This window comes from Streptomyces sp. NPDC087270 (assembly GCF_044744625.1).
In the GTDB taxonomy this organism is placed as follows: Bacteria; Actinomycetota; Actinomycetes; order Streptomycetales; family Streptomycetaceae; genus Actinacidiphila.
In genome coordinates this window covers 88539-112000 of the sequence record NZ_JBIUYR010000017.1, presented here as the reverse complement: position 1 = coordinate 112000, position 23462 = coordinate 88539, and the positions used below count along the sequence as shown (strand labels likewise).

General features: G+C 73.2%; 21 protein-coding genes. 8 read left to right on the top strand and 13 right to left on the bottom strand.

From position 1 onward, the window contains the following. Positions 1–238: 238 nt before the first annotated feature. The 6 genes from ACIPAE_RS29505 to ACIPAE_RS29480 form a co-directional block, all read right to left on the bottom strand. Positions 239–1999 carry an MDR family MFS transporter gene (locus ACIPAE_RS29505; RefSeq protein ID WP_402449239.1) on the bottom strand — a complete coding sequence of 587 codons (1761 nt, stop codon included), beginning with the start codon at positions 1997–1999 and terminating at the stop codon, positions 239–241. After that, positions 1996–2607, bottom strand: a complete 612-nt coding sequence (locus ACIPAE_RS29500; RefSeq protein WP_329372469.1) for a MarR family transcriptional regulator — start codon at positions 2605–2607, stop codon at positions 1996–1998. The genes ACIPAE_RS29505 and ACIPAE_RS29500 overlap by 4 nt, the downstream gene beginning before the upstream one ends. Positions 2608–2735: 128 nt before the next feature. Beyond that, entirely contained in the window at positions 2736–3059 is a 324-nt protein-coding gene (locus tag ACIPAE_RS29495) for a plasmid stabilization protein (RefSeq protein WP_329372470.1), read from the bottom strand. A 249-nt stretch (positions 3060–3308) separates the two neighbouring features. Beyond that, positions 3309–3698: a Rid family detoxifying hydrolase gene (locus ACIPAE_RS29490; protein WP_328460556.1), complete on the bottom strand. Its 390-nt coding sequence runs from the start codon at positions 3696–3698 to the stop codon at positions 3309–3311. Next, entirely contained in the window at positions 3695–4822 is a 1128-nt protein-coding gene (locus tag ACIPAE_RS29485) for an enolase C-terminal domain-like protein (RefSeq protein ID WP_329372473.1), read from the bottom strand. The genes ACIPAE_RS29490 and ACIPAE_RS29485 overlap by 4 nt, the downstream gene beginning before the upstream one ends. A gap of 181 nt (positions 4823–5003) precedes the next feature. Beyond that, entirely contained in the window at positions 5004–5768 is a 765-nt protein-coding gene (locus tag ACIPAE_RS29480) for a creatininase family protein (RefSeq protein WP_328460552.1), read from the bottom strand. Between the two features lie 41 nt (positions 5769–5809). Between ACIPAE_RS29480 and ACIPAE_RS29475 the strand changes: the two genes are divergently transcribed. Further along, positions 5810–6769: an ROK family protein gene (locus tag ACIPAE_RS29475; RefSeq protein ID WP_402449237.1), complete on the top strand. Its 960-nt coding sequence runs from the start codon at positions 5810–5812 to the stop codon at positions 6767–6769. A gap of 71 nt (positions 6770–6840) precedes the next feature. Here the strand turns inward: ACIPAE_RS29475 and ACIPAE_RS29470 are convergent, their stop codons facing one another. Genes ACIPAE_RS29470 through ACIPAE_RS29450 form a run of 5 tightly spaced genes read right to left on the bottom strand, consistent with a single transcriptional unit; the run spans position 6841 to position 12083 of the window. Further along, positions 6841–7782 carry an ATP-binding cassette domain-containing protein gene (locus tag ACIPAE_RS29470; protein ID WP_402449235.1) on the bottom strand — a complete coding sequence of 314 codons (942 nt, stop codon included), beginning with the start codon at positions 7780–7782 and terminating at the stop codon, positions 6841–6843. Next, complete coding sequence (locus tag ACIPAE_RS29465) at positions 7779–8669, bottom strand: ATP-binding cassette domain-containing protein (RefSeq protein WP_402449233.1); 891 nt, start codon at positions 8667–8669, stop codon at positions 7779–7781. The genes ACIPAE_RS29470 and ACIPAE_RS29465 overlap by 4 nt, the downstream gene beginning before the upstream one ends. Next, positions 8666–9580 carry an ABC transporter permease gene (locus ACIPAE_RS29460; protein WP_329372479.1) on the bottom strand — a complete coding sequence of 305 codons (915 nt, stop codon included), beginning with the start codon at positions 9578–9580 and terminating at the stop codon, positions 8666–8668. Before ACIPAE_RS29460 ends, ACIPAE_RS29465 begins: the two co-directional genes overlap by 4 nt. Further along, a complete protein-coding gene (locus ACIPAE_RS29455; protein WP_402449231.1) occupies positions 9577–10569 on the bottom strand; it encodes an ABC transporter permease in 993 nt (330 codons plus the stop codon). Before ACIPAE_RS29455 ends, ACIPAE_RS29460 begins: the two co-directional genes overlap by 4 nt. Continuing rightward, on the bottom strand, positions 10566–12083 hold the full coding sequence (locus tag ACIPAE_RS29450; protein ID WP_329374525.1) for an ABC transporter substrate-binding protein: 1518 nt from the start codon (positions 12081–12083) through the stop codon (positions 10566–10568). Before ACIPAE_RS29450 ends, ACIPAE_RS29455 begins: the two co-directional genes overlap by 4 nt. 108 nt (positions 12084–12191) lie before the next feature. Between ACIPAE_RS29450 and ACIPAE_RS29445 the strand changes: the two genes are divergently transcribed. Together ACIPAE_RS29445 and ACIPAE_RS29440 are read left to right on the top strand one after the other, a co-directional pair. Continuing rightward, a complete protein-coding gene (locus tag ACIPAE_RS29445) occupies positions 12192–13052 on the top strand; it encodes an IclR family transcriptional regulator (protein ID WP_402449228.1) in 861 nt (286 codons plus the stop codon). Further along, positions 13049–14107 carry a serine hydrolase domain-containing protein gene (locus tag ACIPAE_RS29440; RefSeq protein WP_402449225.1) on the top strand — a complete coding sequence of 353 codons (1059 nt, stop codon included), beginning with the start codon at positions 13049–13051 and terminating at the stop codon, positions 14105–14107. Before ACIPAE_RS29445 ends, ACIPAE_RS29440 begins: the two co-directional genes overlap by 4 nt. 40 nt (positions 14108–14147) lie before the next feature. Here the strand turns inward: ACIPAE_RS29440 and ACIPAE_RS29435 are convergent, their stop codons facing one another. Then, entirely contained in the window at positions 14148–15095 is a 948-nt protein-coding gene (locus ACIPAE_RS29435) for a YhfZ family protein (RefSeq protein ID WP_329372486.1), read from the bottom strand. Between the two features lie 199 nt (positions 15096–15294). Between ACIPAE_RS29435 and ACIPAE_RS29430 the strand changes: the two genes are divergently transcribed. The 4 genes from ACIPAE_RS29430 (at position 15295) to ACIPAE_RS29415 (ending at position 20848) form a co-directional block, all read left to right on the top strand. Beyond that, complete coding sequence (locus ACIPAE_RS29430) at positions 15295–16203, top strand: hypothetical protein (RefSeq protein ID WP_329372488.1); 909 nt, start codon at positions 15295–15297, stop codon at positions 16201–16203. Between the two features lie 50 nt (positions 16204–16253). Beyond that, complete coding sequence (locus ACIPAE_RS29425) at positions 16254–17651, top strand: FAD-binding oxidoreductase (protein WP_402449222.1); 1398 nt, start codon at positions 16254–16256, stop codon at positions 17649–17651. Between the two features lie 69 nt (positions 17652–17720). Continuing rightward, the gene (locus tag ACIPAE_RS29420) at positions 17721–19220 is read left to right on the top strand and encodes a glycerol kinase GlpK (RefSeq protein ID WP_329372492.1); all 1500 of its coding nucleotides are present in this window, start codon (positions 17721–17723) and stop codon (positions 19218–19220) included. Next, complete coding sequence (locus ACIPAE_RS29415; RefSeq protein WP_402449219.1) at positions 19217–20848, top strand: FAD-dependent oxidoreductase; 1632 nt, start codon at positions 19217–19219, stop codon at positions 20846–20848. The genes ACIPAE_RS29420 and ACIPAE_RS29415 overlap by 4 nt, the downstream gene beginning before the upstream one ends. A gap of 7 nt (positions 20849–20855) precedes the next feature. On the opposite strand, the gene ACIPAE_RS29410 is transcribed toward ACIPAE_RS29415, so the two are convergent. Beyond that, a complete protein-coding gene (locus tag ACIPAE_RS29410) occupies positions 20856–21818 on the bottom strand; it encodes a LysR family transcriptional regulator (protein WP_366411210.1) in 963 nt (320 codons plus the stop codon). Between the two features lie 352 nt (positions 21819–22170). Between ACIPAE_RS29410 and ACIPAE_RS29405 the strand changes: the two genes are divergently transcribed. Next, positions 22171–23283: an ABC transporter substrate-binding protein gene (locus ACIPAE_RS29405; RefSeq protein WP_402449217.1), complete on the top strand. Its 1113-nt coding sequence runs from the start codon at positions 22171–22173 to the stop codon at positions 23281–23283. Positions 23284–23462: the final 179 nt, after the last annotated feature.

Genomic DNA, 23462 nt, shown 5'->3' with positions numbered 1-23462 from the left:
CCAACTCCCGCCCCAGGCTCTGCCCAAGAACCCGGGGACCGGTCCGGATACGTGGGACACCTCCTCGACCACCTCCGGTATGCCTCGGGGGGACGACGAACACCCGCGGAACGGCCGTGACAGGTGCGATCGGCGCCGGTGGACGGGGCGTGGACAGGCGTCCGCCCCGCGGCCCGGGGGTGGGCGGCGGGGCGGACGTTCGTGGAGAAGCGATTCTCCGGTGGGGTACGGGACCGGGTCAGTGCTCGGTCGCGGTGCCCGTACGCGGGGTGTCCGGGGAGGGCGCGGCCGGGGCCCCCTGCGCGGTGTCGTCGGCGGCCGGGGCCGGGGCCGGGGCCGTGGCGGTGCCCGCGGCGCTCGCCGTGGCGGCGGTCTCCGCTTCGGTGCGGGCCTGGTTGCCCGAGACCAGCCGCAGCGGGACCTCCTTGAGCTGGGTGGAGAGCACGATCGCCGCCAGCAGCAGCACGGCCACGATCGCGAAGACCACGTCGCCGGCCGCGGAGAAGCCCGCGAAGAACGGGTGGCTGAGCGGCTTGGCGAGCCCGTTGAGGAACGAGGTGTCGTCCAGCCCGCCGCCCAGGTGCTGGTGCAGCGCGGCGAGTTGGTCCGGGTGGGCCTTGCCCGCCGCGATGAACGCCGGGTCGGTGGCCGCCTTCGTGTACTCGTGGGCGATCTTGGTGCCGGCCTGCGAGAACAGCACGGACAGGAAGATCGCCGTGCCCAGGGTGCCGCCGATGGAGCGGAAGAACGTCGACGACGCGGAGGCGACGCCCATGTCCTTCGCGGGCACGGCGTTCTGCATCGCCAGCACCAGGCTCTGCATGTTCAGACCCAGGCCGATGCCGAAGACCGCCATGTAGATGTCGGTCTGCCACAGGGCCGTGTCGGCGCCTATCGTGATCATCAGGCCCATGCCGATGACCATGAGGAAGGACCCGACCACCGGCAGGATCTTGTAGCGGCCGGTGCGGGCGACGAACTGGCCCGAGCCGAGGGAGGCGAGCATCAGCCCGGCGACCATCGGCAGCAGCAGCAGGCCGGACTTGGTCGGCGAGGCGCCCTTGACGATCTGCAGGTAGAGCGGGATCACCGACATCCCGCCGAACATCGCCATACCGATGATCGTGACCTGGGCCGAGGCGACCGAGAAGGTGCTGCTGCGGAAGAGCCGCAGCGGGAGCAGCGCGTCGTCACCCATCTTGTGCTGGACCCAGACGAAGAGCGCGAGTCCCGCCGCACCGGTCAGGTAGCAGGCGAACGAGCCGGCCGAGGCCCAGCCCCAGCTCTGCCCCTGCTCCGCGACGACCAGCAACGGCACCAGGCCGATGGCCAGCAGCGCCGAGCCCCACCAGTCGATGCGCCGCTCGCGGCGGACGTGGTCGAGGTGGAGCACCTTGGCGATGACGACCAGCGCGAAGGCCGCGATGGGGACGTTGATGTAGAAGATCCAGCGCCAGCCCGCGGCGCCCAGGAAGCTGTCCGTGCCGGAGAGCAGACCGCCCAGCACCGGGCCGAGCACCGAGGCGCTGGCGAAGACGGCCATCATGTAGCCCTGGTAACGGGCGCGCTCGCGCGGCGGGATGATGTCGCCGATCACCGCGAGGGCGAGCGGCATGATGCCGCCGGCGCCTATGCCCTGGAACGCGCGGAACCCGGCCAGTTCGTACATCGACTGGGCCAGGCCGCACAGCGCCGAGCCGATCACGAAGATCACGATCGCGAGCATGAACAGCCGCTTGCGCCCGTAGATGTCCGACAGCTTGCCGAACAGCGGTGCGGCGATCGTCGAGGTGATCAGGAACGCGGTGGTGACCCACGCCTGCGCGGACAGGTCGTTGAGGTCGTTGCCTATGGTCTTGATCGCCGTCGAGACGATCGTCTGGTCCAGCGCGGCCAGGAACATGCCCAGGACGAGGCCGGACAGGATCGTCATGATCTGACGATGGGTCAGCGCGCCGTCCGGCGGCGAGCCTGTCTGACGGGTTGCGGTGGCGCTCATGCGGTACTGCCCTCTTTCAAGTCACTGGTGCAAGCGCCCTGTCGCGCCGCGTCGGTCGTCCAATGGGCGTGGGTCGTGTCATAGGCGGCGGTGAACCGCTCCAGGAGCCGTACGAACTGGCTGCGCTCCTCGGTGGACCAGCCGCTCACCACCTGCTCGAAGAAGGCCATCCGGGCCTGCTCGTGCTCGGCGATCACGGCCTGGCCGGCGTCGGTCACCACCAGCAGGCTGGCCCGGCCGTCCACCGGGTCCGCGCGGCGCTCCAGCAGCCCGCGGTTCACCAGCGCGGCCACCTGGCGGCTGACCGTCGACAGATCCGACTGGACGCTGGAGGCCAGCGCGCTCGCCCGCAGCGGGCCGTCGATCGCGCAGTGGCGCAGCAGGATCTGCGTCGCCGAGTCGACGTCGTCGCTCGCCGCGGCCAGCAGCCGGGCCTTGGAGCGCCGTACCGTCCGCAGGAGTTCGACCACCGCGTCCGCGACCGAGGCCACGCCGGCGCCGGGTGCGCCCCCGGCCCCCTGGTCCGCCCCGCCCTGGTCCGCGCCGCCCTCATCCCCGAGGCCCGCCCCGCCCTGCCCTGCGACGGACTCCGCGCCTGTCCGGTCCACCAAAAGTGCCCACCTCCACGTGTATCGTTACTTGTATAACACAAGCGCTTGGGGTGTACAAGTAACAGCATGGAGACGGCCCCGGGCCCGGACCGCCGCGTGGCGATCCGGGCCCGGGGGGAGCGTGCTCAGCGGCCGAGTGCCCTGTTGAGCTCGGCCTTGGTCATGGTCGAACGGCCCTCGATGCCGCGTTGCCGGGCCTCGTTGTAGAGCTGTTCCTTCGTGGGGCCGCCGGACCCGGAGTGCGAGCGCTGCCCGCCCCGCCTGGACGACGACATGTCCTCGGTCGAGCTGCGGCTGGCGGTGCGCGACTCGCCGGCGCGGGCCCGCTCCTTGTTCACGGTGCGCGCCGCGATCTCCTCGGCCCGCCGCTCGGACGTGCCGCGCTCCTTCGCGCTGTCCTTGATGTGCTCGTACTGGCGCTCGCGCTTGGCGTTCGATCCTCTGGGCATGGTGCTCGCCTTCCTGGTCGGCCGGACGGGGGTACGCGACCCGCGACCGGCACCGAGCCCGGCACCGCGCCCGGCGATCGGCCCGAGGGTCGCGGACCGCCGCCGTGCGCCTGCCCACCCGGAAGCGCGGTACGCACCGGCCGCGGGGTACCGGTGGTCCTTACCCGGTGCGGCCGGTGCGGGTCCGCGGCCGGACCGGGATGCGTCCTGATGGCCCCGGCGGGGACGATCCGCCCGCGGAACCGGGCGTCAGGCGGGGATCGCCGCCACCACGTCGATCTCCACCAGGATGTTCATCAGGTCGGAGCCGACCGTGGTGCGCACCGGGTAGGGCTCGGTGAAGAACTCCCGGTACACCGCGTCGTAGGCCGCGAAGTCCCGGCGCAGGTGCTGGAGGTGGACGGTCACCTTGACCACGTCGTCCATGGTCAGCCCGCGCGCCGCGAGCACCGCCCGCACGTTGCGCAGGACCTGCGCCGTCTGCTCCGCGACCGTCTCGGGCACCGCTCCCGTCGCCGGGTCCTGCGGGCCGAACCCGGCGGTGAACAGCAGCCCGCCGGCCACCACGCCCTGGCTGTACGCCCCCGCGGGGTTCGGCGCGTCCTTCGTGCGTACCGCCTGCTTGCCCTGTGCGCTCATCCGGTCAGGTCTCCCTCTCGCTCGTTGACGGCGGCGAAGTGCCGCAGTTTCCCCTCGTCCACGCTGACGCCGAGACCGGGCCCCTCCGGCACCCGCAGCCGCCCGTTCTCCAGGTGCAGCGGCTCGATGATGTCGTCGGCGTGCAGGTAGTACATGCTGTCGATGGCGCGGGAGAGCACCGGGGTGCTGGCCACGACCGCGAGGTGCGCCGCGGTCGCGATGCCCAGTTCCCCGCCGCTGTGCAGGTTCATGCCGAGCCCGAACGTCTCGCAGTGCGCGGCGAGCGCCTTGGTGGCCGCGATGCCGCCCCACTTGTAGACGTCACCGTGGATGACGTCCACGGCGTTGAGCCGCATCGCGGGGGCGAACTCCTCGAACCGCACGACGCACATGTTGGTGCACAGCGGTATCCGCACCTTCGCCTTGACCTGGCTCATGCCCTCGATGCCGGAGCACGGGTCCTCCAGGTACTCCAGGTTCAGCTCCTCCAGGGCGATGCCCGCCCGCACCGAGTCCGGCACCGACCAGGCCGCGTTGGGGTCGACCCGCAGGTTCACCTCGGGAAGCGCCGCGCGCAGCGCCCGCAGGATCGCCACGTCGCCCCGGACGTCCGTGGTGCCCTTGAGCTTGACCGCCTCGAAGCCGCCCTCCTCGACCACCCGCACGGTGTGCTCGGCGAGCGCCTCGGCCAGTGCCGCCCCGCTCGCCCCGGGGGCGTCGGCGCGGGTGATCAGCGCCGTGATCGGGACCTCGTCCCGGACCCGGCCGCCCAGCAGGTCCGTCACGGACTGCTCGGTCGCCTTGCCCATCGCGTCCCAGCACGCCACGTCGATGGCGGCGATCGCCGCGTAGCCGAGGTAGCCGTGGAAGAAGGGCACCATGTGGTGCCTGCGGTGGAAGCTCTCCAGGGCGAACGGGCTGGTGCCGATCAGCTCCTTGCCCAGCGCCTTGACGATCGCGGCGACCGGCCGGCCCCACATGGTCTCGCCCCAGCCCTCGACGCCGCTGTCGGTACGGATGCGCACCACGGTGCGGGTCTCTCCCGTCTTCGTCTCGAACGAGCTCGTGAAGGGGTTGACCAGCGGGAGGTTGACGACCCACACATCGACATCGACGATCTTCATACGTTTCTCTCCAACTCGGTGGTGACAGGTGCGGCGCCGGCGGGCACCGGCTCGGCGGCCGAGGACCGCGTCGAACGCAGCGCTGGTCGCGTCGAACGCAGCGGTGCTCGCTTCGCACTCGGCGGTGACCGCGTCGAACCCGGCGGACGGCCGCGCCGACTCAGCGGTGCTCGCTTCGCACTCAGCGGGTGGCCTCGTCGAACGCCTGGATCGCCCGGGCCAGCCCGGCGGCTCGGTCGTCCAGCAGCCGCCGGCCGCGCGCGGCGTCGGCGGCGGAGGCGTCGTCGGTCGACCCGCCGACCCGGGCCCACTCGCCGTGGCGCTCCACGGTCAGGCCGGGGTAGGGCGGGTGGTCGAACAGGGGCGGCGGCTCCACCGGCGCGCGGGCCGGCACGGGGGTGCGGACGAGGTCCGGCCGGGCCGCGAGCATCAGCGACGTCTCGAACCAGCCGGCGTGCCCCGGGGTGACCTCCGGCCGCCCGCCGTCGTCCTCGCCGGAGGTGACCGTCCAGTACGAGCAGGCCGCCACGGTGACCTCGGTGCGCAGCGCGAACCGCTTGACGGCCAGCCGCATGATCTCGTCGTTGCCGCCGTGGCCGTTGACCACCATGATCCGGTGGTAGCCGGAGGTGGCGAGCGAGTCCAGCACGTCGTCGAGGACCGCCCCGAGGGTGGCCGCGCTGAGCGACACGGCGGCCGCGAACAGGTGGTGCGGGCTGTGGCCGAAGGGCAGCGCGGGCAGGCGCACCAGCTCCGTACCGCCCTCGTCCCGCGCGAGCAGGGCCGTGGCCCGGTCGACCACCGCCTCCGCGAGGAGGGTGTCGGTGCCCATGGGCAGGTGGGCGGCGTGCTGCTCCTGGGAGCCGATGGGCAGCAGGGCGATGCCCCGCGCGCCGGCCGCGCGCACCTCCTGCCAGGTCGACTCGGTCAAGTTCGTGTGGATCACAGCACTACCTTCCTGAAACCCGGTCGTGGCAGAGTCGGCCCATGGCCGACGAACGTTTCCCCTTGCGACTGGTGCCCGCGCTCGAACCGGAGCCGGTCGCACCGCGTGGTCCACGCAGGCTGGGGGCGGTCGAACTGGTGCCCGGCCGGATCAGGGCCGCGGTGCTGGACCTGTCCGGCACCGTGGTGGAGCGGACCGAGACCGGGTACGACGCGGCGACCGCGCTGCCCGCCGATCTCGACGCCGCGCTCGCCCGCGCCGCCCGCGTCTTCGCCGGCGGCCGTCCGGAGGGCATCGGGGTGGCGGCGGCCGGCCTGGTCGATCCCGACGCCGGGCTGATCACCGAGGTCAACGACGTGCCGGCGCTGCGCGGCTATCCGGTGGCGACCCGGCTGGAGGCGCTGACCGGGGTGCCGGTGCGGGTGGAGCACCACGCCCGGCTCCAGGTGCTCGGCGACCGGTGGTTCGGTCCCGGCCGCGGCCGGCGAACCTTCGCGTCGGTCTCGACCGGCGAGGTGCTGGGCGTGGGCATCCTCTACGCCGGCCAGGTGCTGGCCCCGCCCGGCGGCCGCAGCGGCGCCCACATGACGGTGTCGGCCAGCGGCGAGCGCTGCACCTGCGGCAGCCGCGGCTGCTGGAAGACCGTGGCCACCACCCGCTGGCTGCACGCCAGGGCGCGGGAGGCCGGCCTGGGGCAGGCGGTGTCGCTGGGTGCCCTGGTGGCTCGCGAGGACGGCGCCGCGCAGCGGGTGGTCGAGGAGTACGCGGAGAACGTCGCCCTGGGCCTGGTCAACGTCCAGCAGCTCTTCGCCCCCGGGCTGTTCGTGCTGCACGGTGAGGCGCGTGAGGGCGGCGAGCGGTTCCGCGGGCTGATCGAGGAGCGGCTGCGCTCCGGCCTGGTGGGGGACGGTGCGGAGCAGCCGCGGGTCCTGGTGAGCACGGCCGCGGTCGATGACGTGGCGCTGCTGGGCGGCGCCGGGCTGGTGCTGTCGCAGTTGTAGCGGGGGGTGCCAGGGAGGTTGTCGCGGGGGCTGCCGTGGCGGCGACGCGCGGCGGCCCGGCTCGTATCCGGTCATCGCGGGTCCCCGGAGCCGGCGGGGCCGGCAGGGCCGGGCGCGTCCGGGCCGTCAGCGGTGGTGGCGGCCGTCGAGGCCGCGGTCGCGGTCGCGGGCGGTACGGCGCGCCCGCGGCGGCCCCGGCGCGGATCGGGCACCGGCACCGCGTCCAGCAGTTGCCGGGTGTACTCGTGGCGGGGGCGGCGCAGCACCTGGTCCGCGTCACCGACCTCCACCAGCCGGCCCTGCCGCATCACGGCGATCCGGTCGGCCACCTGCTGCACGACGGCGAGGTTGTGGGAGACGAAGAAGTAGGTCAGGCCGCGCCGCTGCTGGAGTTCGGCGAGCAGGTCGAGGACGCGGGCCTGCACCGACACGTCCAGGGCGCTGGTCGGCTCGTCGAGCACGATCAGCCGGGGCTCGACCGCCAGCGCACGGGCGATGGACACCCGCTGGCGCTGCCCGCCGGAGAACTCGTGCGGGTAGCGGTCCTGGATACCGGCGTCCAGGCCGACCGACTCCAGCAGCTCGCCGACCCGCTCGCGGATGTACGCCCGCCCGCGCCTGCCGCGTGCCGCCGGGTCGTGGGTGACCATCGGCTCCGCCACGATGTCGGTGATCTTCATGCGCGGGTTCATGCTGGAGTACGGGTCCTGCAACACGACCTGTATCTGGCGGCGCAGGCGGCGCAGTTCGGCCGGGGGCAGGGCGGAGAGGTCCTGCCCGTCGAAGCGGACGCTGCCCGCGGTGGGTTCCACCAGCCGCAGCAGCAGCCGGGTCAGCGTGGTCTTGCCGCAGCCCGACTCGCCGACCAGCGCGAGCGTCTCGCCCTCGCCGACCGTCAAGGACACGTCGTCCACCGCGACGGCGCCGTGCCGCCCGCCGAACTCCTTGCGCAGTCCGGCCAGTTCCAGCAGCGGCCGGCGGGTCTGGGGTGCCGTGCCGGCGTCGGTCGTCATGCCAGCTCCAATCGGGGGGTGGCGGCCAGCAGCCGGCGGGTGTAGTCGTCGGCCGGGTGGTCGAAGACGTCCAGCACGTCACCGGTCTCCACGACCGCGCCCTGGTTCATGACGGCCACCCGGTCGGCGGTCTCCGCGACCACCCCGAGGTCGTGGGTGATCAGCAGGACGGCCATGCCGTGCCGTTCCTGCAAGGAGACCAGCAGGTCGAGGATCTGCCGCTGCACGGTGACGTCCAGCGCAGTCGTCGGCTCGTCGGCGATGAGCACGCGGGGCCGGCCGACCAGCGCCGAGGCGATCATCACGCGCTGCCGCAGACCGCCGGAAAGCTCGTGCGGGTACTGCCGGAACCGGCGTTCGGGGTCGGGAATGCCGACCTCGTCCAGCGCCTCGACGGCCGCGGCGCCCGCCTGCGCGCGGGACATCCCCTGGTGGTGCCGGAGCACCTCGGCGACCTGGGCGCCGACCCGCCGCAGCGGGTCGAGGCTGGTCATCGGGTCCTGGAAGACCATGGCGATGTCCTGGCCCCTGATCCGGCCGAGTTCCTTCTCGGGGAGGGTGAGCAGGTCGCGCCCGTCGAACAGGACCCGGCCGCCCGCGTAGACGCACGGCGGCTGCGGGTTGAGCCGCAGTACCGACAGGGCGGTGGCCGTCTTGCCGCTGCCGGACTCGCCGACGACGGCGAGGGTCTCGCCCTGCGCCAGGCTCAGGCTGACCTCGCGGACGGCGTGCACGGTGGTGGTGTCCAGCCGGAAGTCGACGCTCAGGTCGGCGATCTCCAGGACCGGCTCGCTGGTCGGTGCGCCGGTGCTGACCGGCGGGTGGCCGGTGATCGGCCGGTCATGGGGGATCGGCTGGTCAGTGCTCATCGGCTGGTCAGTGGTCATCGGCGGTACGCCTTCGGGTCCGCGACGTCCCGCAGGGCGTCGCCGGTGATGTTGATGGCGAGCGAGGTGAGCATCAGCGCGATGCCCGGGAAGACCGCGACCCACCAGGAGGTGCCCAGGTACAGCTGGCCGTCGGCGAGCATCGACCCCCAGGTGACGGTCTCCTTGGGCACGCCCAGTCCCAGGTAGCTCAGCGACGCCTCGGCGACGATCGCGGCGGCGATGTGCAGCGTGCCGATGGTGGCCAGCGGCGCCATCACGTTGGGCAGCAGGTGGCGGCGCATGATGGCGACGTCGGTGACGCCGATCGCCCGCGCCTCGGTGACGAAGTCGCGCGAGCGCAGCGACATCACCTCCGAGCGCACCACCCGGGCGTACGACACCCAGCCGGTGATGCCCAGCACCAGGATCACGTACCACAGGCCGGAGCCGAAGAACCCGACGATGGCCAGGGCCAGCAGGATCGAGGGGAAGGCGAGCTGGACGTCGGCCAGCCGCATCAGCACCCGGTCGGGCCAGCCGCCGAAGTAGCCGGCCGCCAGGCCGATCACGGTGCCGATCACGCCGGCGAGCAGCGCCGCCCCGGCGCCGACCAGGAGCGAGACGCGGGTGCCGTAGATGACCCGGGAGAGCATGTCGCGGCCGAGCTGGTCGGTGCCCAGCAGGTGGGCGCCGCTGCCGCCGTGCTGCCAGGCGGGCGGCTTGAGCCGCATCAGCAGGTCCTGCGCGTTGGGGTTGTCGGGCGCGAGCAGCGGGGCGAAGAGCGCGGCGATCAGCAGGACCGCCAGGACGACGAGCGCGACCACGGCGAGCTTGTTGCGCAGCAGGCCGGTCAGTACGGCGGAGCGCCGGCCGCGGGTCGCCGCGCGGGCGGGAGCCGCGGCGGGCGCGGCTGGTGAGGTCAGGGTCATCGGGAGTTCCTCACCCTCGGGTCGAGGAGGCTGTAGGAGAGGTCGACCAGCAGGTTGACCACGACGAAGGTGGTCGCGAAGAACAGCACGGTCGCCTGGACCAGCGGGAAGTCGCGGTTGGAGATGGCCTCGATGGTCAACTGGCCGACGCCGGGCCAGGAGAAGACCTGTTCGGTGAGGATCGCGCCGCCCAGCAGGCTGCCGACTTCAAGGCCCACCACCGTGACCACCGGCAGCGACGCGTTGCGCAGGCCGTGCGTGAGCACCGTCTTCACCGGGCCGAAGCCCTTCGCGCGGGCGGTGCGGATGTGGTCGGAGGAGAGCACGTCGATCAGCGACGAGCGCAGCAGCCTGGCGACGACCGCGATGGAGTAGACCGAGAGCGTGACGGCCGGCAGCACCAGGTTGGCGAAGGTGCCGTAGCCGGAGGCGGGCAGGGCGTGCAGGCCCACGGCGAAGACCAGGATCAGCAGGATGCCGACCCAGAACGGCGGGGTGGACTGCCCGAGCAGGACGCCGGTCATGATGCCGCGGTCCGAGGCGCGCCCGCGCCGCATGGCCGCCACGATGCCGGCGGGCACGGCGATGACGAGCGTCACCACCAGGGCCGCGGCGGCCAGTTCCAGGGTGGCCGGCAGCCGGTCGGCGAGCACGTGGCCGACGGGCTCGTTGTAGGAGATCGAGTTGCCGAAGTCGAAGTGCAGCAGGCCCCAGATGTAGTCGAGGTACTGCGTGATCAGGGGCTTGTCCAGGCCGAGGCCGGCGCGCAGCACCGACTCCTGCTTGGCGGTGGCGTCCGGCGGGAGCAGCAGCTTGACCGGGTCGCCGGAGAGCCGGACGAGGAAGAAGGAGACGGTCGCGGTGCACAGCAGGACGAGCAGTGCCGTGCCGACCCGGATCAGGACCGCGCGCAGCAGCCCGGAACGGACGTCGAGCCGGGGCCGGCCCGTCCCCGCGGCGCGTGGCGGTCGGAGGGTGAGGTCGCTCATGTGGAGATCTCCGCACTCTGCATGGCCAGCACGCCGGCCGAACCCGGCTTCCAGCGCGGGCGGCTGTTGCGGGCGTAGATGTTGTCGATCTGGTACAGCGGGACGAAGGGGGCTTCGCGCTGGATGAGTCGCTGGAGGTCGGAGAAGGCGCGCTTGCGCTCGGCGGGGTCCTCGGAGAGTTCCTCGACGTCGATGAGGTGGTCCGCGTCCTTGTCGTGCCACCTGCTCTGGCGGCGGTCGCTGCGGACGTTGGACTGGAGCATGCTCTCGCCGTCCAGCGTCCAGACGGTGCTGGCGGCCAGGTACATCGGCCCGAGCGCGTTGTGGTCGTCGGAGGTGAGCCGGTCGGCGTAGGTGCCGGGGTCCAGCAGCTGGACCTTGGCGTGCACGCCGGCCCGGGACAGCAGTCCGGAGATCGCCTCGGCGACGTTGGAGTCGATGTTGGAGGCGGTCAGCTGGGTGGAGAACCCGTTCGGGTGGCCGGCCTCGGCGAGCAGCTTGCGGGCGGTGTCCACGGAGCGGGTGAACGGCTGGACGGAGGGGTCGAAGCCGAACGCGCCGCGCGGGATCATCGCGGGCACCTCGGTGGCCTTGCCGCCGAGCACCGCCTTGATCAGCAGCGGTACGTCCACCGCGTGGTTGAGCGCCTGGCGCACCCGACGGTCCTTCAGGGGCCCGTCGGCCAGGGTGTTCAGCGACAGGTACGAGGTCCTGATGCCGGTGAAACCGTCCAGCTTGACGCCGCCGTAGCCGTCCAACTGCTGCGCCGCGTCGGGGGTCAGGCCGGCCACGAGATCGACCTGGCCGCTTTGCAGCGCGGCGAGCGAGGAGGACGGGTTGGGCTGCGGGCTGAACACCAACTCGTCGACGTGCGGCCGGCCTTGCCAGTGGCCTGGGAAGGCGCGCATCCGCAACTGGTGGTCGCGCTGCCAGCGGACGAAGGTGAACGGCCCGGTGCCGACGGGGTGTTCGGCGAACCCGGCGTCCCCGACCTTGGCCAGGTAGCGCGGCGGGACGACCACACCGCCGAAGAGCGAGAGCTTGTCCGGCAGGATCGGGTCGTGCAGGGTCGTGTGCACGTCGACGGTGAGCGGGTCGACGACGGTGACGTCCTTGACGTAACGCAGTTCGACGATCGGCGACTTGGTCGCGGGGTCCAGTACGCGCTCGATGCTGAACTTGACCGCCGCCGCGTCGCAGGGCTCGCCGTTGTGGAACGTGACGCCGGGGCGCAGGGTGAAGCGCCAGGTGGTCGCGGTGCGGGCGACCCAGGTCAGGGCGAGCCGCGGGTGCAGGAGGTTGTCCTGGCCGCGGGTGGTGAGCGTGTCGAACATGTTGATCAGGGCGTTCATCGACGTCATGTCGCCCTGTTTGTGCGGGTCCATGGTCTTGGGGTCGCCGGGCTGGGACACCCGCAGGACGTTTCCGGCGCTGCTCGCGGGGCTGGTGCCGCACCCGGTGAGCAGTGCCGGAGCCGCGACAGCCGGGATCAGCAAGCCGCCGAGCCGCAGGATGTCGCGGCGGGCCGGGCGATTGCGGTCCACGTTCCTCCCTTGACGATGTCGTTCCATTGGGCAGCACATCCGTTCCGGCAGATGGAATGATGGGCTAAGCTAGGCGACATGGCGAAGATGGTCAACACTCGGATCGGCGAGCAGGGCCGCGCGAAGGGGCCGATCGACAAGGCGATGGAAGTGCTGGAAGCGCTCGTCGAACCCGGTGGGCCGCACCGGTTGGGCGATCTCGCCCGGCGCACCGGCCTGACGAAACCGACCGTCCACCGCCATCTGCAGACCATGGCCGAGTTCGGCTTCGCCCAGCCCGTCGACGGCGGTCGCTACCGCGCCGGGCCGCGCCTGCTCGGCCTCGCCGCCGCCGCCCTGCACGACGGCCAGGACCTGCGGTCGGCCCGCCCGGTGCTCGCCGAACTGCACCGCCGCACCGGCCAGCTCGCCTGCTACGCCGTACGGCACGGCAACGACGCGGTCCACCTGGAGCACTCCGACGCGCCGCCTGAGTTCCGGATGGGCGTGCGACCCGGCGGCCGTACGCCGCTGTACCGCAGCGGACCCGGCCTGGCGATGCTCGCCGCGCTGCCGCCGGGGGAGTGCGCCGACGTGCTCGACGGCGTACCGCCGCAGGAATGGGCCGCGCACCCGCTCGGCGGCGCCGACGCGCTGCGCGCGGTGCTGCGGGAGGCCGCCGAGCGCGGCTACGCCGTCGACGACGGATACGGCGAACCCGACGTGCGCTCGGTCGCCGCGCCCGTGCTCGACGAGACCGGGCAGGTGGTCGGCGCGGTCGGCGTCAGCGGGCTGACCTTCACCCTCGACGAGGAGAGCGTGCGGCTGTTCGGCCCGATGGTGCGCGCCGCCGCCCGCGCCGTCTCCGCCGGCCTCGGCGGACGCGCGCCGTCGCTCGGCGTGGTGGGCCGGAGCGCGGAGGACGAGCGGGACCGGGGCGCGGAAGGGGAGCGGGTATGAGCTCCCTGCGCGATCTGCTCGCCGCCGGCCGGGAGCGCGAGGTCTACTCCGCGGCGGCGTGGTCCGTCGGCGACGCGGCCGGAACCCGGGACCGGGGCTGGACCGGCACCAGGAGCTGGGGCGGCGAACCGCTGGACGGCACCGACCTGTGGGACCTCGCCTCCGTCACCAAGCCCGTGGTGGGGCTCGCGGTGATGGCCCTGGTCGACACCGGCGCGCTACGGCTGGCCGACACCATCGGCGACCACCTGCCGGAGTACCGGGACGGCGACAAGGCGGAGTTGACGGTCGGTCAGCTGCTCGCGCACACCTCGGGCATCCCCGGCCAGGTCCCCCTCTACCGCGAACACCCCACCCGCGCCTCACTCCTGGAGGCGATACGCCTGCTGCCGCTCACGGCCGCACCCGGGACGCGCGTGCAGTACTCCTCGCAAGGCTTCATCATCCTGGGCCTCATCGCCGAGGCCGCCGCGGGGGAGACCCTGGACGTCCTGGTGGAGCGGCTGGTGTGCGGCCCGCTCGGGATGACCGGCACCTGCTTCCGCCCGGCCGCCGACGCCCGGCGGCGCGCGGTGGCCACCGAGGACTGCCCGTGGCGCGGCCGGGTCGTGGTCGGCGAGGTGCACGACGAGAACGCGGTGGTGCTCGGCGGCGTCGGCGGGCATGCCGGCCTGTTCGCCCCGCTCGCCGACATGGAACGGCTCGCCCTGTCCCTCGCCGGCGGCGCCCGGGAACTGCTGCGCCCCGACACCTTCCGGCAGATGACGGCCGTCCACTCCGAGGGCCTGGCGCTGCGGCGCTGCCTCGCCTGGCAGGGCCAGGACCCCGTGGACTCGCCCGTCGGCCGGTCCTTCGGCCCCCGCTCCTACGGCCACACCGGCTTCACCGGCACCAGCGTCTGGATCGACCCGGACACCACCCGCTACGCCGTCCTCCTCACCAACCGGGTGCACCCCTCCCGCACCACCGACGGCATCGTGGCGACCCGCCGCGCCTTCCACGACGCGGCGAGCCGACGAGCCGAGGCGACGCGGCAACCTGAGACGGCAACCTGACGCGGCGAGCTGATGCCGCGTCAGCTCACGTCAGCTCACGTCAGCTCGACTCGTCGCGCAGCCACTGCTGCTGCGCGCTGAAGAGGTTCGGCAGCCGGATCGAGGCGAGCACGGAGCGCAGTTCGCCGCGCTGCGTCCCGCCGACCAGGACGGCCGCCGACACCTCCCGCCAGTCCGTGACGGTGTCCAGCCGCTCCATGTCCGCGCAGCTCAGTCCGGCGAGGTCGAGGGGGATGACGGTATGGCTGAGGTGCCAGATGCCGACGTCGACCTGGCGCCGCAGCACCGCTGTCGGGACTTCCGGGAACCGGCAGTTGACGTAGGTGTACCCGCGGTCGGGGGGGAAGGCCGACTGCGTGAGGAGCACGTGGTCCGGTGAGTCGTCGTCGATCGCGACGCGGGCGCCGGGGCCGGGCGGGTCGTCGCCGGTGCGGGTGACCGCGACGAGGCGGTGGGGCGCGTAGTACGTGCCCGGCGCCAGCGTCAGCGAGGGCGCCGCGTCGGAGGCCTGGGTCGCACCGCGAAACGCTCCCGACGAGACGACGGCGAGGTCGTACGCGCCCGCGTGCAGGGCGGCGAGGCGCCGGGTGCCGCCTCGCTGGTGGCGAATGGTGTGGGGCACGCCCAGTTCGGTGAGTTCGCCGGCGAGGGCCTCGGTGAGGGCGTCGATCTCGGCCGGGCCGCTGGGCGGGAAGAGCAGCCGCAGCGGGGACAGTCCGGCGATGTGCCAGGCCGCGCCGACATGGAGCGATCCCACGGTGCGGCCCTGGTGGCCGTGTGACGCGGTGACGAGCGCTTCCTGGTCGGCGAGCGTCTTGATGGCCCGCTGGACCGTGCCCGCGCTGGCTCCCACGGTGCGCAGGTAGTGGCTGTTGGTGGGGAGCGTCTCGCCGACGCCGACCCGCAGCGCGTCCACCACGATCGCGCGCAGCACCTGGTCCAGCGGCCGACGGGCGGCCGGCGCGGGCAACTGGTTCGTGCCGTGCACCTGGGAACTCCCGCTTCTCTCGCTCGCGCGACAGGACCGCGCGGTACGGCCCCCGACTGGTCACGTTACAGCGGGCCCGTGATCACGCTCCAGCGCACACAGCGTTGACACCTCGGCTCCTCGCCCGTACCTTTGCTCCGAAATTCGAGTACTCCAAATATGGAGTACTGTGGAACGGTCATCGGCCGAGGGAGTCCGGATGCATCTCACACTGGAGGCGGTGGCGGCCGCCGCCGCGGGCGGCCTGTTCGCCGCCGCTGTCGGAGCCCTGGCGGCATTCGTGCTGTGCGGGCTGATGATCCTGGTCGGTGTCGCCGCCGTGATCGGCGCGGGGAACCCCTGGTTCCTGGAGCACGTCGCGCTGGGGGAGTGGTTCGGGCCGCACATCGCCTTCGCCGGCGCGGTCGGTGCGCTCGCCTACGCGGCGCGGCGCGGCAAGACCGCCACCGGTCGGGACATCGTGCCCGGGCTGCTCGGCCTCGCGGACCCGGGCACCCTGCTCGCGGGCGCGGCCTTCGGGGTACTCGGCCTGGTCGTGCAGAGCGCCCTGAACGCGAGCGACTGGATGACGCAGTACGCCAACACCACCGCCCTCACCGTGGTCGCCTCGGCGTTCGTCGCGCGGCTGGTGTTCGGCCGGACCGGGCTGTTCGGCCACGCGGAGGTCAGCCGGCTCAGGGACCGCTTCCGCACCACGCGGACCGCGGCCTGGCTGCCGGCGCAGGAGAAGCCGGTGATGGCCGCGCTGCTCGGCCTCGCCGTCGGGTTCCTGGCGTCCTGGTCGGCGGTCGAACTGGTCCGGACCGAGCCGTCGCTGAGCCTGGCGGCCGGCGTCCTCGCCTTCGGCGTCTCCGCGCTGTCCCTGGTCTTCCTGGCCACGCCGGTGACCGTTCCGGCCACCCACCACATCACGTCCGTCGCCGCCGCGACCGGCCTGGCGTTCTCCTCCGTATGGGTGGGCGCGCTGGCCGGCTTGGCCACAGCCCTGGTCGGCGAGGGAGCCTCGCGGGTCTTCTTGATCCACGGCGACACGCACATCGATCCCCCGGCCGTGGCGATAGCCGTCATGACGCCGGCCTGCCTGACGCTGGCCACCGTGCTCACCTGACGGCGCCTGCCCGCCACCGCTCCGCACCAACAGAAGGAACAAGGAACACCGTGCCTGACATCTCGCCCCTCCTGGACCGGCTCGCCGACGACCTCGGGATCGATGCGATCAGTACCGACCCGGCGGCCCTCGCCGCCACCAGCCACGACACCTGGCCGGTCGCCACCAAGTGGAACCGGCAGGACAAGCACCCGTACCAGGCGCAGGCCGTGGTCAGGGCGGCGACCGAGCAGGACGTCGTGACGGTGCTGCGCGCCGCCGGCGCCACCGGCACACCGGTGACGACCCGGGCGCTGGGCTCGTCCGTCACCGGGCAGCCGCTGCCGACCCGCGGCGGCATCGTGCTGGACGTCTCCGGCCTGGTCGGGCCCCCTGTCGTCGACGAGATCGACATGACGGTGACCGTGCCGGCCGGCAACAACGGCGGCGAACTCGAGGACGCGCTCAACGCGGCCGGATGGACCATGCGCTTCTCCCCGCAGTCGCTGTACCGCTCGTCGGTCGGCGGGTGGCTGGCCACGCTGGCCACCGGCCAGTTCTCCTCCCGCTACGGCGGGGTCGAGGACCTGGTCGTCGGCTACCGCGTGGTGCTGGCCACCGGCGAGGCGGTGGAACTCAAGGCGTCCCCGAGGGCGGCCATGGGGCCGGACCTGCGTCAGCTCTTCCTCGGCTCGGAGGGCACCCTCGGCGTGGTCACCCAGGTGACCTGCAAGATCGTCCCGCTGCCGAAGGAGCGCCTGCTGCAGACCTTCCGGCTGCCCGACCTGGCGGCGGGCCTGGACGTCATGCGCGGACAGGCCGCGCTCGGCCTGAAGCCCTTCCTGCTCCGGCTCTACGACGTCGACGAGGCCCGGCACGCGCTGGACGACGAGCACATCGACCGCCCCGTGCTGTTCGCCGGCACCGAAGGGGAGCCGGCCGTCGCGGCCGCGGAACTGGAGGTCCTGACCGGTCTGGCCACCGCGCGCGGCGCCGACCTGCTCGGCCCGGAGCCGGCCGCGGCGTGGATGGCGCGCCGGTTCGACTTCTCCACCGTGGAGAGGCAGCTCGACACACCCGGCGGCTTCGCCGAGACCATCGAGGTCGCCCACACCTGGCGGCACGTCCTGGAACTCCACGCGGCGCTGAAGGAGGCCCTGAAGCCCTTCGCGGACGAGGTGCTCGCGCACTTCTCCCACGTGTACACGCAAGGGACCTCGATGTACCTCATCCTGCTCGGCCACGCGCCCGACGACGCCGCGGCCACGGAGCGGCTGGAGACGATCTGGGCGACCGCGATGGAGGTCTGCCTCCAGCACGGCGCCGAGCTGTCCCACCACCATGGCGGCGGACTCGCCCGCTCGCCCTACTCGCGCCGCTCGCTGGGATCGGCCCACCTCGTGCTGCGCAAGCTCAAGCACGCGCTGGACCCCGACGCCCTGCTCAACCCCGGCAAGCTCGGTCTGTGACCGGCCGGGCCACCCCCCCTCCCGGCGCCGCCCCGACAGCGGCGCCCTCCCAGGACATGGAGCTCGACGATGAGTGACCCATCCCGCCTTCTCGTCATCGACGAGGGCACCACAGGAACCCGCGCCCTGGTGTTCGACGGCGCGGGCGCCGTGCGCGGCCGCGCCTACAGCGAGTTCACCCAGTTCCACCCGGCCGCCGACCGGGTGGAACACGACCCCGAGGAGATCTGGCGGCTCACCTCCGCCCGTATCGCCGACGCCCTGCGCGAGAGCGGCACCCGGGCCGGGGAACTGTCCGGCATCGGCATCACCAACCAGCGCGCCACCACGGTGCTGTGGGACCGCGGCACCGGCCGGGCCGTCGCCCCGGCCATCGTCTGGCAGGACCTGCGGACCGCGGCGACGGCGGACCGGCTGCGGCCCGAGTGGGGGGCGGCCGTCCAGGCCCGCACCGGCTGGACGCTTGCGCCGGTCTACTCGTCGCTGTCGCTGTGCTGGATGCTGGAGCACGACAAGGACCTGGCCCGGCGCGCCGAGGCCGGCGAACTGGCCTTCGGCACCATGGACTCCTGGCTCATCCACCGGCTGTCCGGCGGCGCCGTCCACGCGATCAGCGCGTCGAACGCCGCCGTCACCGGCTCCTACGACCTGCTCACGGACTCCTGGTACCGCGACTGGCTCGGCGCGCTCGGCCTGCCGATGAACCTGTTCCCGCAGGTCGTCGACGACTCCGGCCACATCGCCACGACCGACCCGGCCGTCCTCGGGGCCGAGGTGCCGATCACCGCCGCGGTCGCCGACCAGTCGGCGGCACTGTTCGGACAGGGGTGCGTCCACCCCGGCGACGCCAAGACCACCCACGGCACCGGGACCTTCCTCGACGTCAACACCGGCAGCACCCCGGTGATCTCCCGGCACGGGCTCAGCACCATCATCGCCTGGCGCCGCGACGGCTCGACCACCTACGGCCTGGAGGGGTACGCCCCGGTCACCGGCGCCGCCGTGCAGTGGCTGCGCGACGGGGCCGAACTGCTCGGCAGCGCCGGGGAGACGGAGGAACTGGCCCGCGGCGTCGACGACAACAACGGCGTGTACTTCGTGCCGGCCCTGACCGGCCTCGGCGCCCCGTCCTGGGACGCCGGCGCGCGGGGCCTGCTCATCGGCATCTCGCCGGGCACCACCCGCGGCCACCTGGCGCGCGCCGCGCTGGAGGGAATCGTCTACTCCATCAAGGACTTCATCGAGCTGATGTCCGAGGAGTCCGGACGCGCCGTCACCTCGATGCGGGCCGACGGCGGCGCCTCCGCCAACGACTTCCTGCTCCAGTTCCAGGCCGACATGCTCGGCGCGGTGATCCACCGGCCCTCCAACGTCGAAGCAACCGCGTCGGGGGCCGCCTACCTGGCCGGGCTCGCCGTCGGCACCTGGTCCGACCCCGAGGACTGCTTCCGGGCCACCGGCGACGACGCGGTCTTCGTTCCGGCACTGGACGACGCCTCCCGCGACGCCCAGTACACGCAATGGAAGCGCGCGGTCGAGCGCGCGAAAGGATGGGTCGTCCAGCAATGAAGCGATTCTCGCCGTCAGAACTGCCCACCGAGGCCGACCTCCTCGTCATCGGCGGGGGCATCACCGGGGCCTCGGTCGCACGGGACGCCGCGCTGCGCGGGCTGTCCGTGGTCCTGGTCGACCGCGACGACTTCGCCGGCGGCACCTCCAGCCGGTCGTCGAAACTCATCCACGGCGGCCTGCGGTACCTCCAGACGTACCAGTTCAGGATGGTCCACGAGTCGGTCCGCGAGCGCGAGGTCATGATGCGCATCGCGCCCCACCTCGCCGACCTCCAGCCGTTCATGTACCTGGTCTACGACGGCTACCCCGAAGGACGCGCGCTGCTCAACCTCGGCCTGACCTTCTACGACGCCTTCTCCCGGGCGCCGTTGAAGCGGTGGCACCGCATGCTGGGCCGCGACGCGGTGCTGCGCCGCGAGCCGCACCTCAACGCCACCGGCCTCAAGGGCGCCGGGCTCTACCACGACGCCCTCACCGACGACGCCCGCCTCGTCATCGACGTGCTGGAGTCCGCGTCCCGGGCCGGCGCGCTGCTGGGCAACCACCGCGAGGTCACCGGCTTCCTCCGGGACGGCGGCCGGATCGCGGGCGCCGAGATCGTCGACCGGCTCACCGGCGAGCACATCACCGTACGGGCCAGGACCGTGGTGAACGCCGCCGGTCCCTGGGTGGACCGGGTGCTCGGGCTGGAACGCGCACCCGAACACCCCACGCTGCGCCCCACCAAGGGGGTGCACATCGTGCTGCGCACCGAGGACTTCCCGCTGCGCACCGCCGTGTTCCTGCGCTCCCCCTCGGACTCCCGCGTGGTGTGGCCGACCCCGGCGGGCGACGGCCGGCATGTGTATGTCGGCACCACCGACACCGACTTCAGCGGCTCCCTGGACGAAGTCGTCGGCGACGAGGAGGACTTCACGTACCTGCTCGAAGCGGCCAACCACGCGCTGCCCGGCGCGCACGTCGACAGCAGCCACATCGTCGCCTCCTGGGCGGGCCTGCGCCCCCTGATCGCACCCCTGCCGGGAACGTCGAACTCGGCCGCGTCCCGCGAGCACAGCATCACCGTCGGCGACTCGGGCCTGATCACCGCCGCCGGCGGAAAGCTGACCACCGCCCGCCTCATGGCGGCCCAGATCGTCGACACGGCCGCCGGGCAGCTCGCCGACCGGTGGGGGCAGCGGGGCCTGCCGCCGTCCACCACCGGCAAGGTCCCGATCTCCGGCGGCGACCCCGGCGAACTCGCCGATGCCCGGCAGGCGTTGACCACGGCACCCGTCGCGGAGGCCACCCGGCAGCGATGGCTGCGCCGGTACGGCGGCAACGCGGCGCTGCTGGCCCGCGCGGCCACCCGGCACGCGGCGGACGGCGAACCGATCGGTGACAGCGTGCTCACCCCGGCCGAGATCCGGCACGCCGTCGTCCACGACATGGCCATGACCGTGTCGGACGTCCTCGTCCGCAGGACCGGCTCCTTCTTCTGGTCCGCCGACGGCGACGCCGCCGCCGTCGAGCAGGTCTCCGACGCCCTGGAAGCCGCACACGGCTACTCGCCGCACGACCGGGCCCGCCAGCAGGCCGACTACGCGCACTGGGTCGCCCGCAACCGGGGAACCCGGCCGCGCTGAGCGACGATCACGGCCCCGGGGACACCGACGGGGAGCGGTGCGGGGGGACCCACGGGGGAATCCAGGTGCCCGGGGCGCCGGGGGTGGGGGCGGTGGCCGCGAGGTGGGTGCGGAGGGTGGCGAGCGCCGGGTGGGGGTTGTCGCGGTGCCAGAGGAGCGAGTGGGGGTAGACGGGGGTCGGGTCGGTGATCGGGATGCGGCGCAGGTCGTAGCCGGCCGGCCAGACGAGGCGGGCCCGGGTGCCCATGAAGGTGGCCAGGGCCGGGGTGTCGGCGATGGTGTCGAGGAGCGCGTCGGAGCCGAAGTTGGGGCCGGTGGCCTCGATGGTGAGGTCGTACGCGGCGAGGAGGTCGTCGTAGTAGGCGGCCCACTCGGTGCCGGGGGTGATACCGGGCATCCAGATCCGGTGCCCGGCGAGCTGGGCGACGGTCACCGACCGGGCGTTCGCCAGCGCGTGGGCGGGGCCGGTGAGGAGCTGGAGCGGCTCGTCGAGCACCCGGACGGACTCGATGCCCTCGGGAAGGGGCCGCCCGGGGGCGGCGACGGCACGGAAGGACGCGTCGATCGCGCCGGACCGGATGGAGGCGACGGCCGTCTCGATGTCGAACAGCATCAGCACGTCGAGTTCGATCTCGGGGTACGCGCGGTGGAAGTCGCGCATCAGGCCGGACGCCGCACCGCGCGAGGAGATGACGTCGACCCGTAGTTGCCGTCGGCCGGTGCCCACGGACGCGACGGCCCGCTCGGCGACGCGCAGCAGTTCGCGCGCGTGGGGCAGGAACGCCTGCCCGTCGATGGTGAGTTCGGCGCCGCGCGCGGTCCGGGTGAACAGCCGCACGCCGAGGGTGCGCTCCAGCGCGGCGATGCGCTTGGAGACGGCCTGCTGGGTGACCGCCAGTTCCGCGGCGGCCTCCTGGAACTGCCCCGCGTCGGCGGCGGCGACGAAGGTCCGGACGGCGGCGAGATCCATGGCGACAACCCTAGCCCCACAACCAGTGGTTGTGGGACGGCGATCCTTCGGCGGCGCTCGGCGCTCGGCGGTCCTACGGCGGTGCTCGGCGGTGCTCGGCGGCGGCAGCCGCGTTCCCGGTGACGCCTCCGGTCGCGCCTCGGTTGTGCGGGCCGGCGGCGACGCCACGACCCGCCCTTCGGCGATCGGATAATCGGTTGCCCGCCGGCGCCGGCGGCGGATGCAATGTCCACCATGGCCATCCAGGTGCGCCCGCCTGGTGACAGCGGCGGCGCGCCACCCGGCCCCGCCGAACCGCGCTCCGCGACCCGGGCGCACCGCACCCGACTCGTCACACGGGAGACGCCGGCGCATGAACACCCCACCACCGCGGCCCGAAGCGGACCGGACCGACGGATCACCGGTCCGGATCGGCGCCCTCGTCCCGCTGACCCCGCCCGGCTGGGTCGAGGCGGGCCGGCACCTGCTCGCCGGGCTGGAACTGGCCGCCCGCGAGGTCAACGACGCCGGAGGGATCGCCGGACGGCCCCTCGAACTGCTGGTCCGGGACACCGCGGCCGATCCGCGGCGGGCCGAAGCGGCCATCGACGAGCTGGCCGGCCTGGGGGCGGTCGCCGTCGCGGGGGAGTACCACAGCGTCGTCGCCCGCGCCGCCGCCACCAGGGCCGACGCCCTCGGCCTGCCGTTCCTCTGCTCCTCGGCGGTCCTCGACGCGCTCACCGAGCAGCCGACGCGCTGGGTCGCCCGGCTCGCCCCGGCGCAGTCCCACGGCTGGCGGATCTACGCCGACTTCCTGCTCGCCGCGGGCCACCGCCGGATCGCCGTGGCGACCCAGCCGAGCGTCTACTGGGCGGCCGGCACCCGCATCCTGCGGGACCACCTCGCGCCACGCGGCGGCACCGTCCTCGAACTCGACGCCGCCGCGCTCGACCCCGCCGCCCTGTGCGACGGTCTCGCCGCCGGCCGTGCGACCGCCCTCCTCCTGCTGGTCGGCCACCCGGAACCGGCGGTGCCGATCGTCAGGGCGGTCCGCCGCGACCCGCGCCTCGCCGGGATGCTGATCGGCGCCCCGGCCGGGCAACCGGAGTTCGCCGGTTGGGAGACGGTGCTGGGCGCCGACGGCGCCGCGGTCCCGTTCCTGCGCTACCTGCCGGAGCGACTCGGCCCGCTCGGCGTACGCGTCGGGGCCGCGCTGCGCGAACGGCTCGGCGAAGCGCCCTCCTTCGTCGCGTTCGAGGGCTACGACACGGTCACCGTCCTCGCCGACCTGCTGCGCGCGCACGGCACGGACCGGGCAGGTATCGCCGAGTCCTGGCCGCACGTCGCGGTCGAGGGCACCCGCGGGCTGATCCGGTTCACCCGGACGCCCGGGATCGGCGTGTGGCAGTGGGCGTGGCCGCCGGTCCGCGTCGTCGACCGGGACCCGGCGGCACCCGACCGCTTCCGCGTCCGCCACGCCGGCTGAGGGGGGTCCCGCCGGAGGAGAGCGGGCGGCGCTGCCCGCGCGCCAGGGCCGACACCCCGGTAGTCACGTACAGCTCATTCGCCTCGCGAACCTCGTACACCTCCCGCACCCCGGCGGAGCAAGTGCGGCACAGAGGTGTCGCGGGCCGTGTGCAACGTTGTAATCTCGGCTCGGCTCGA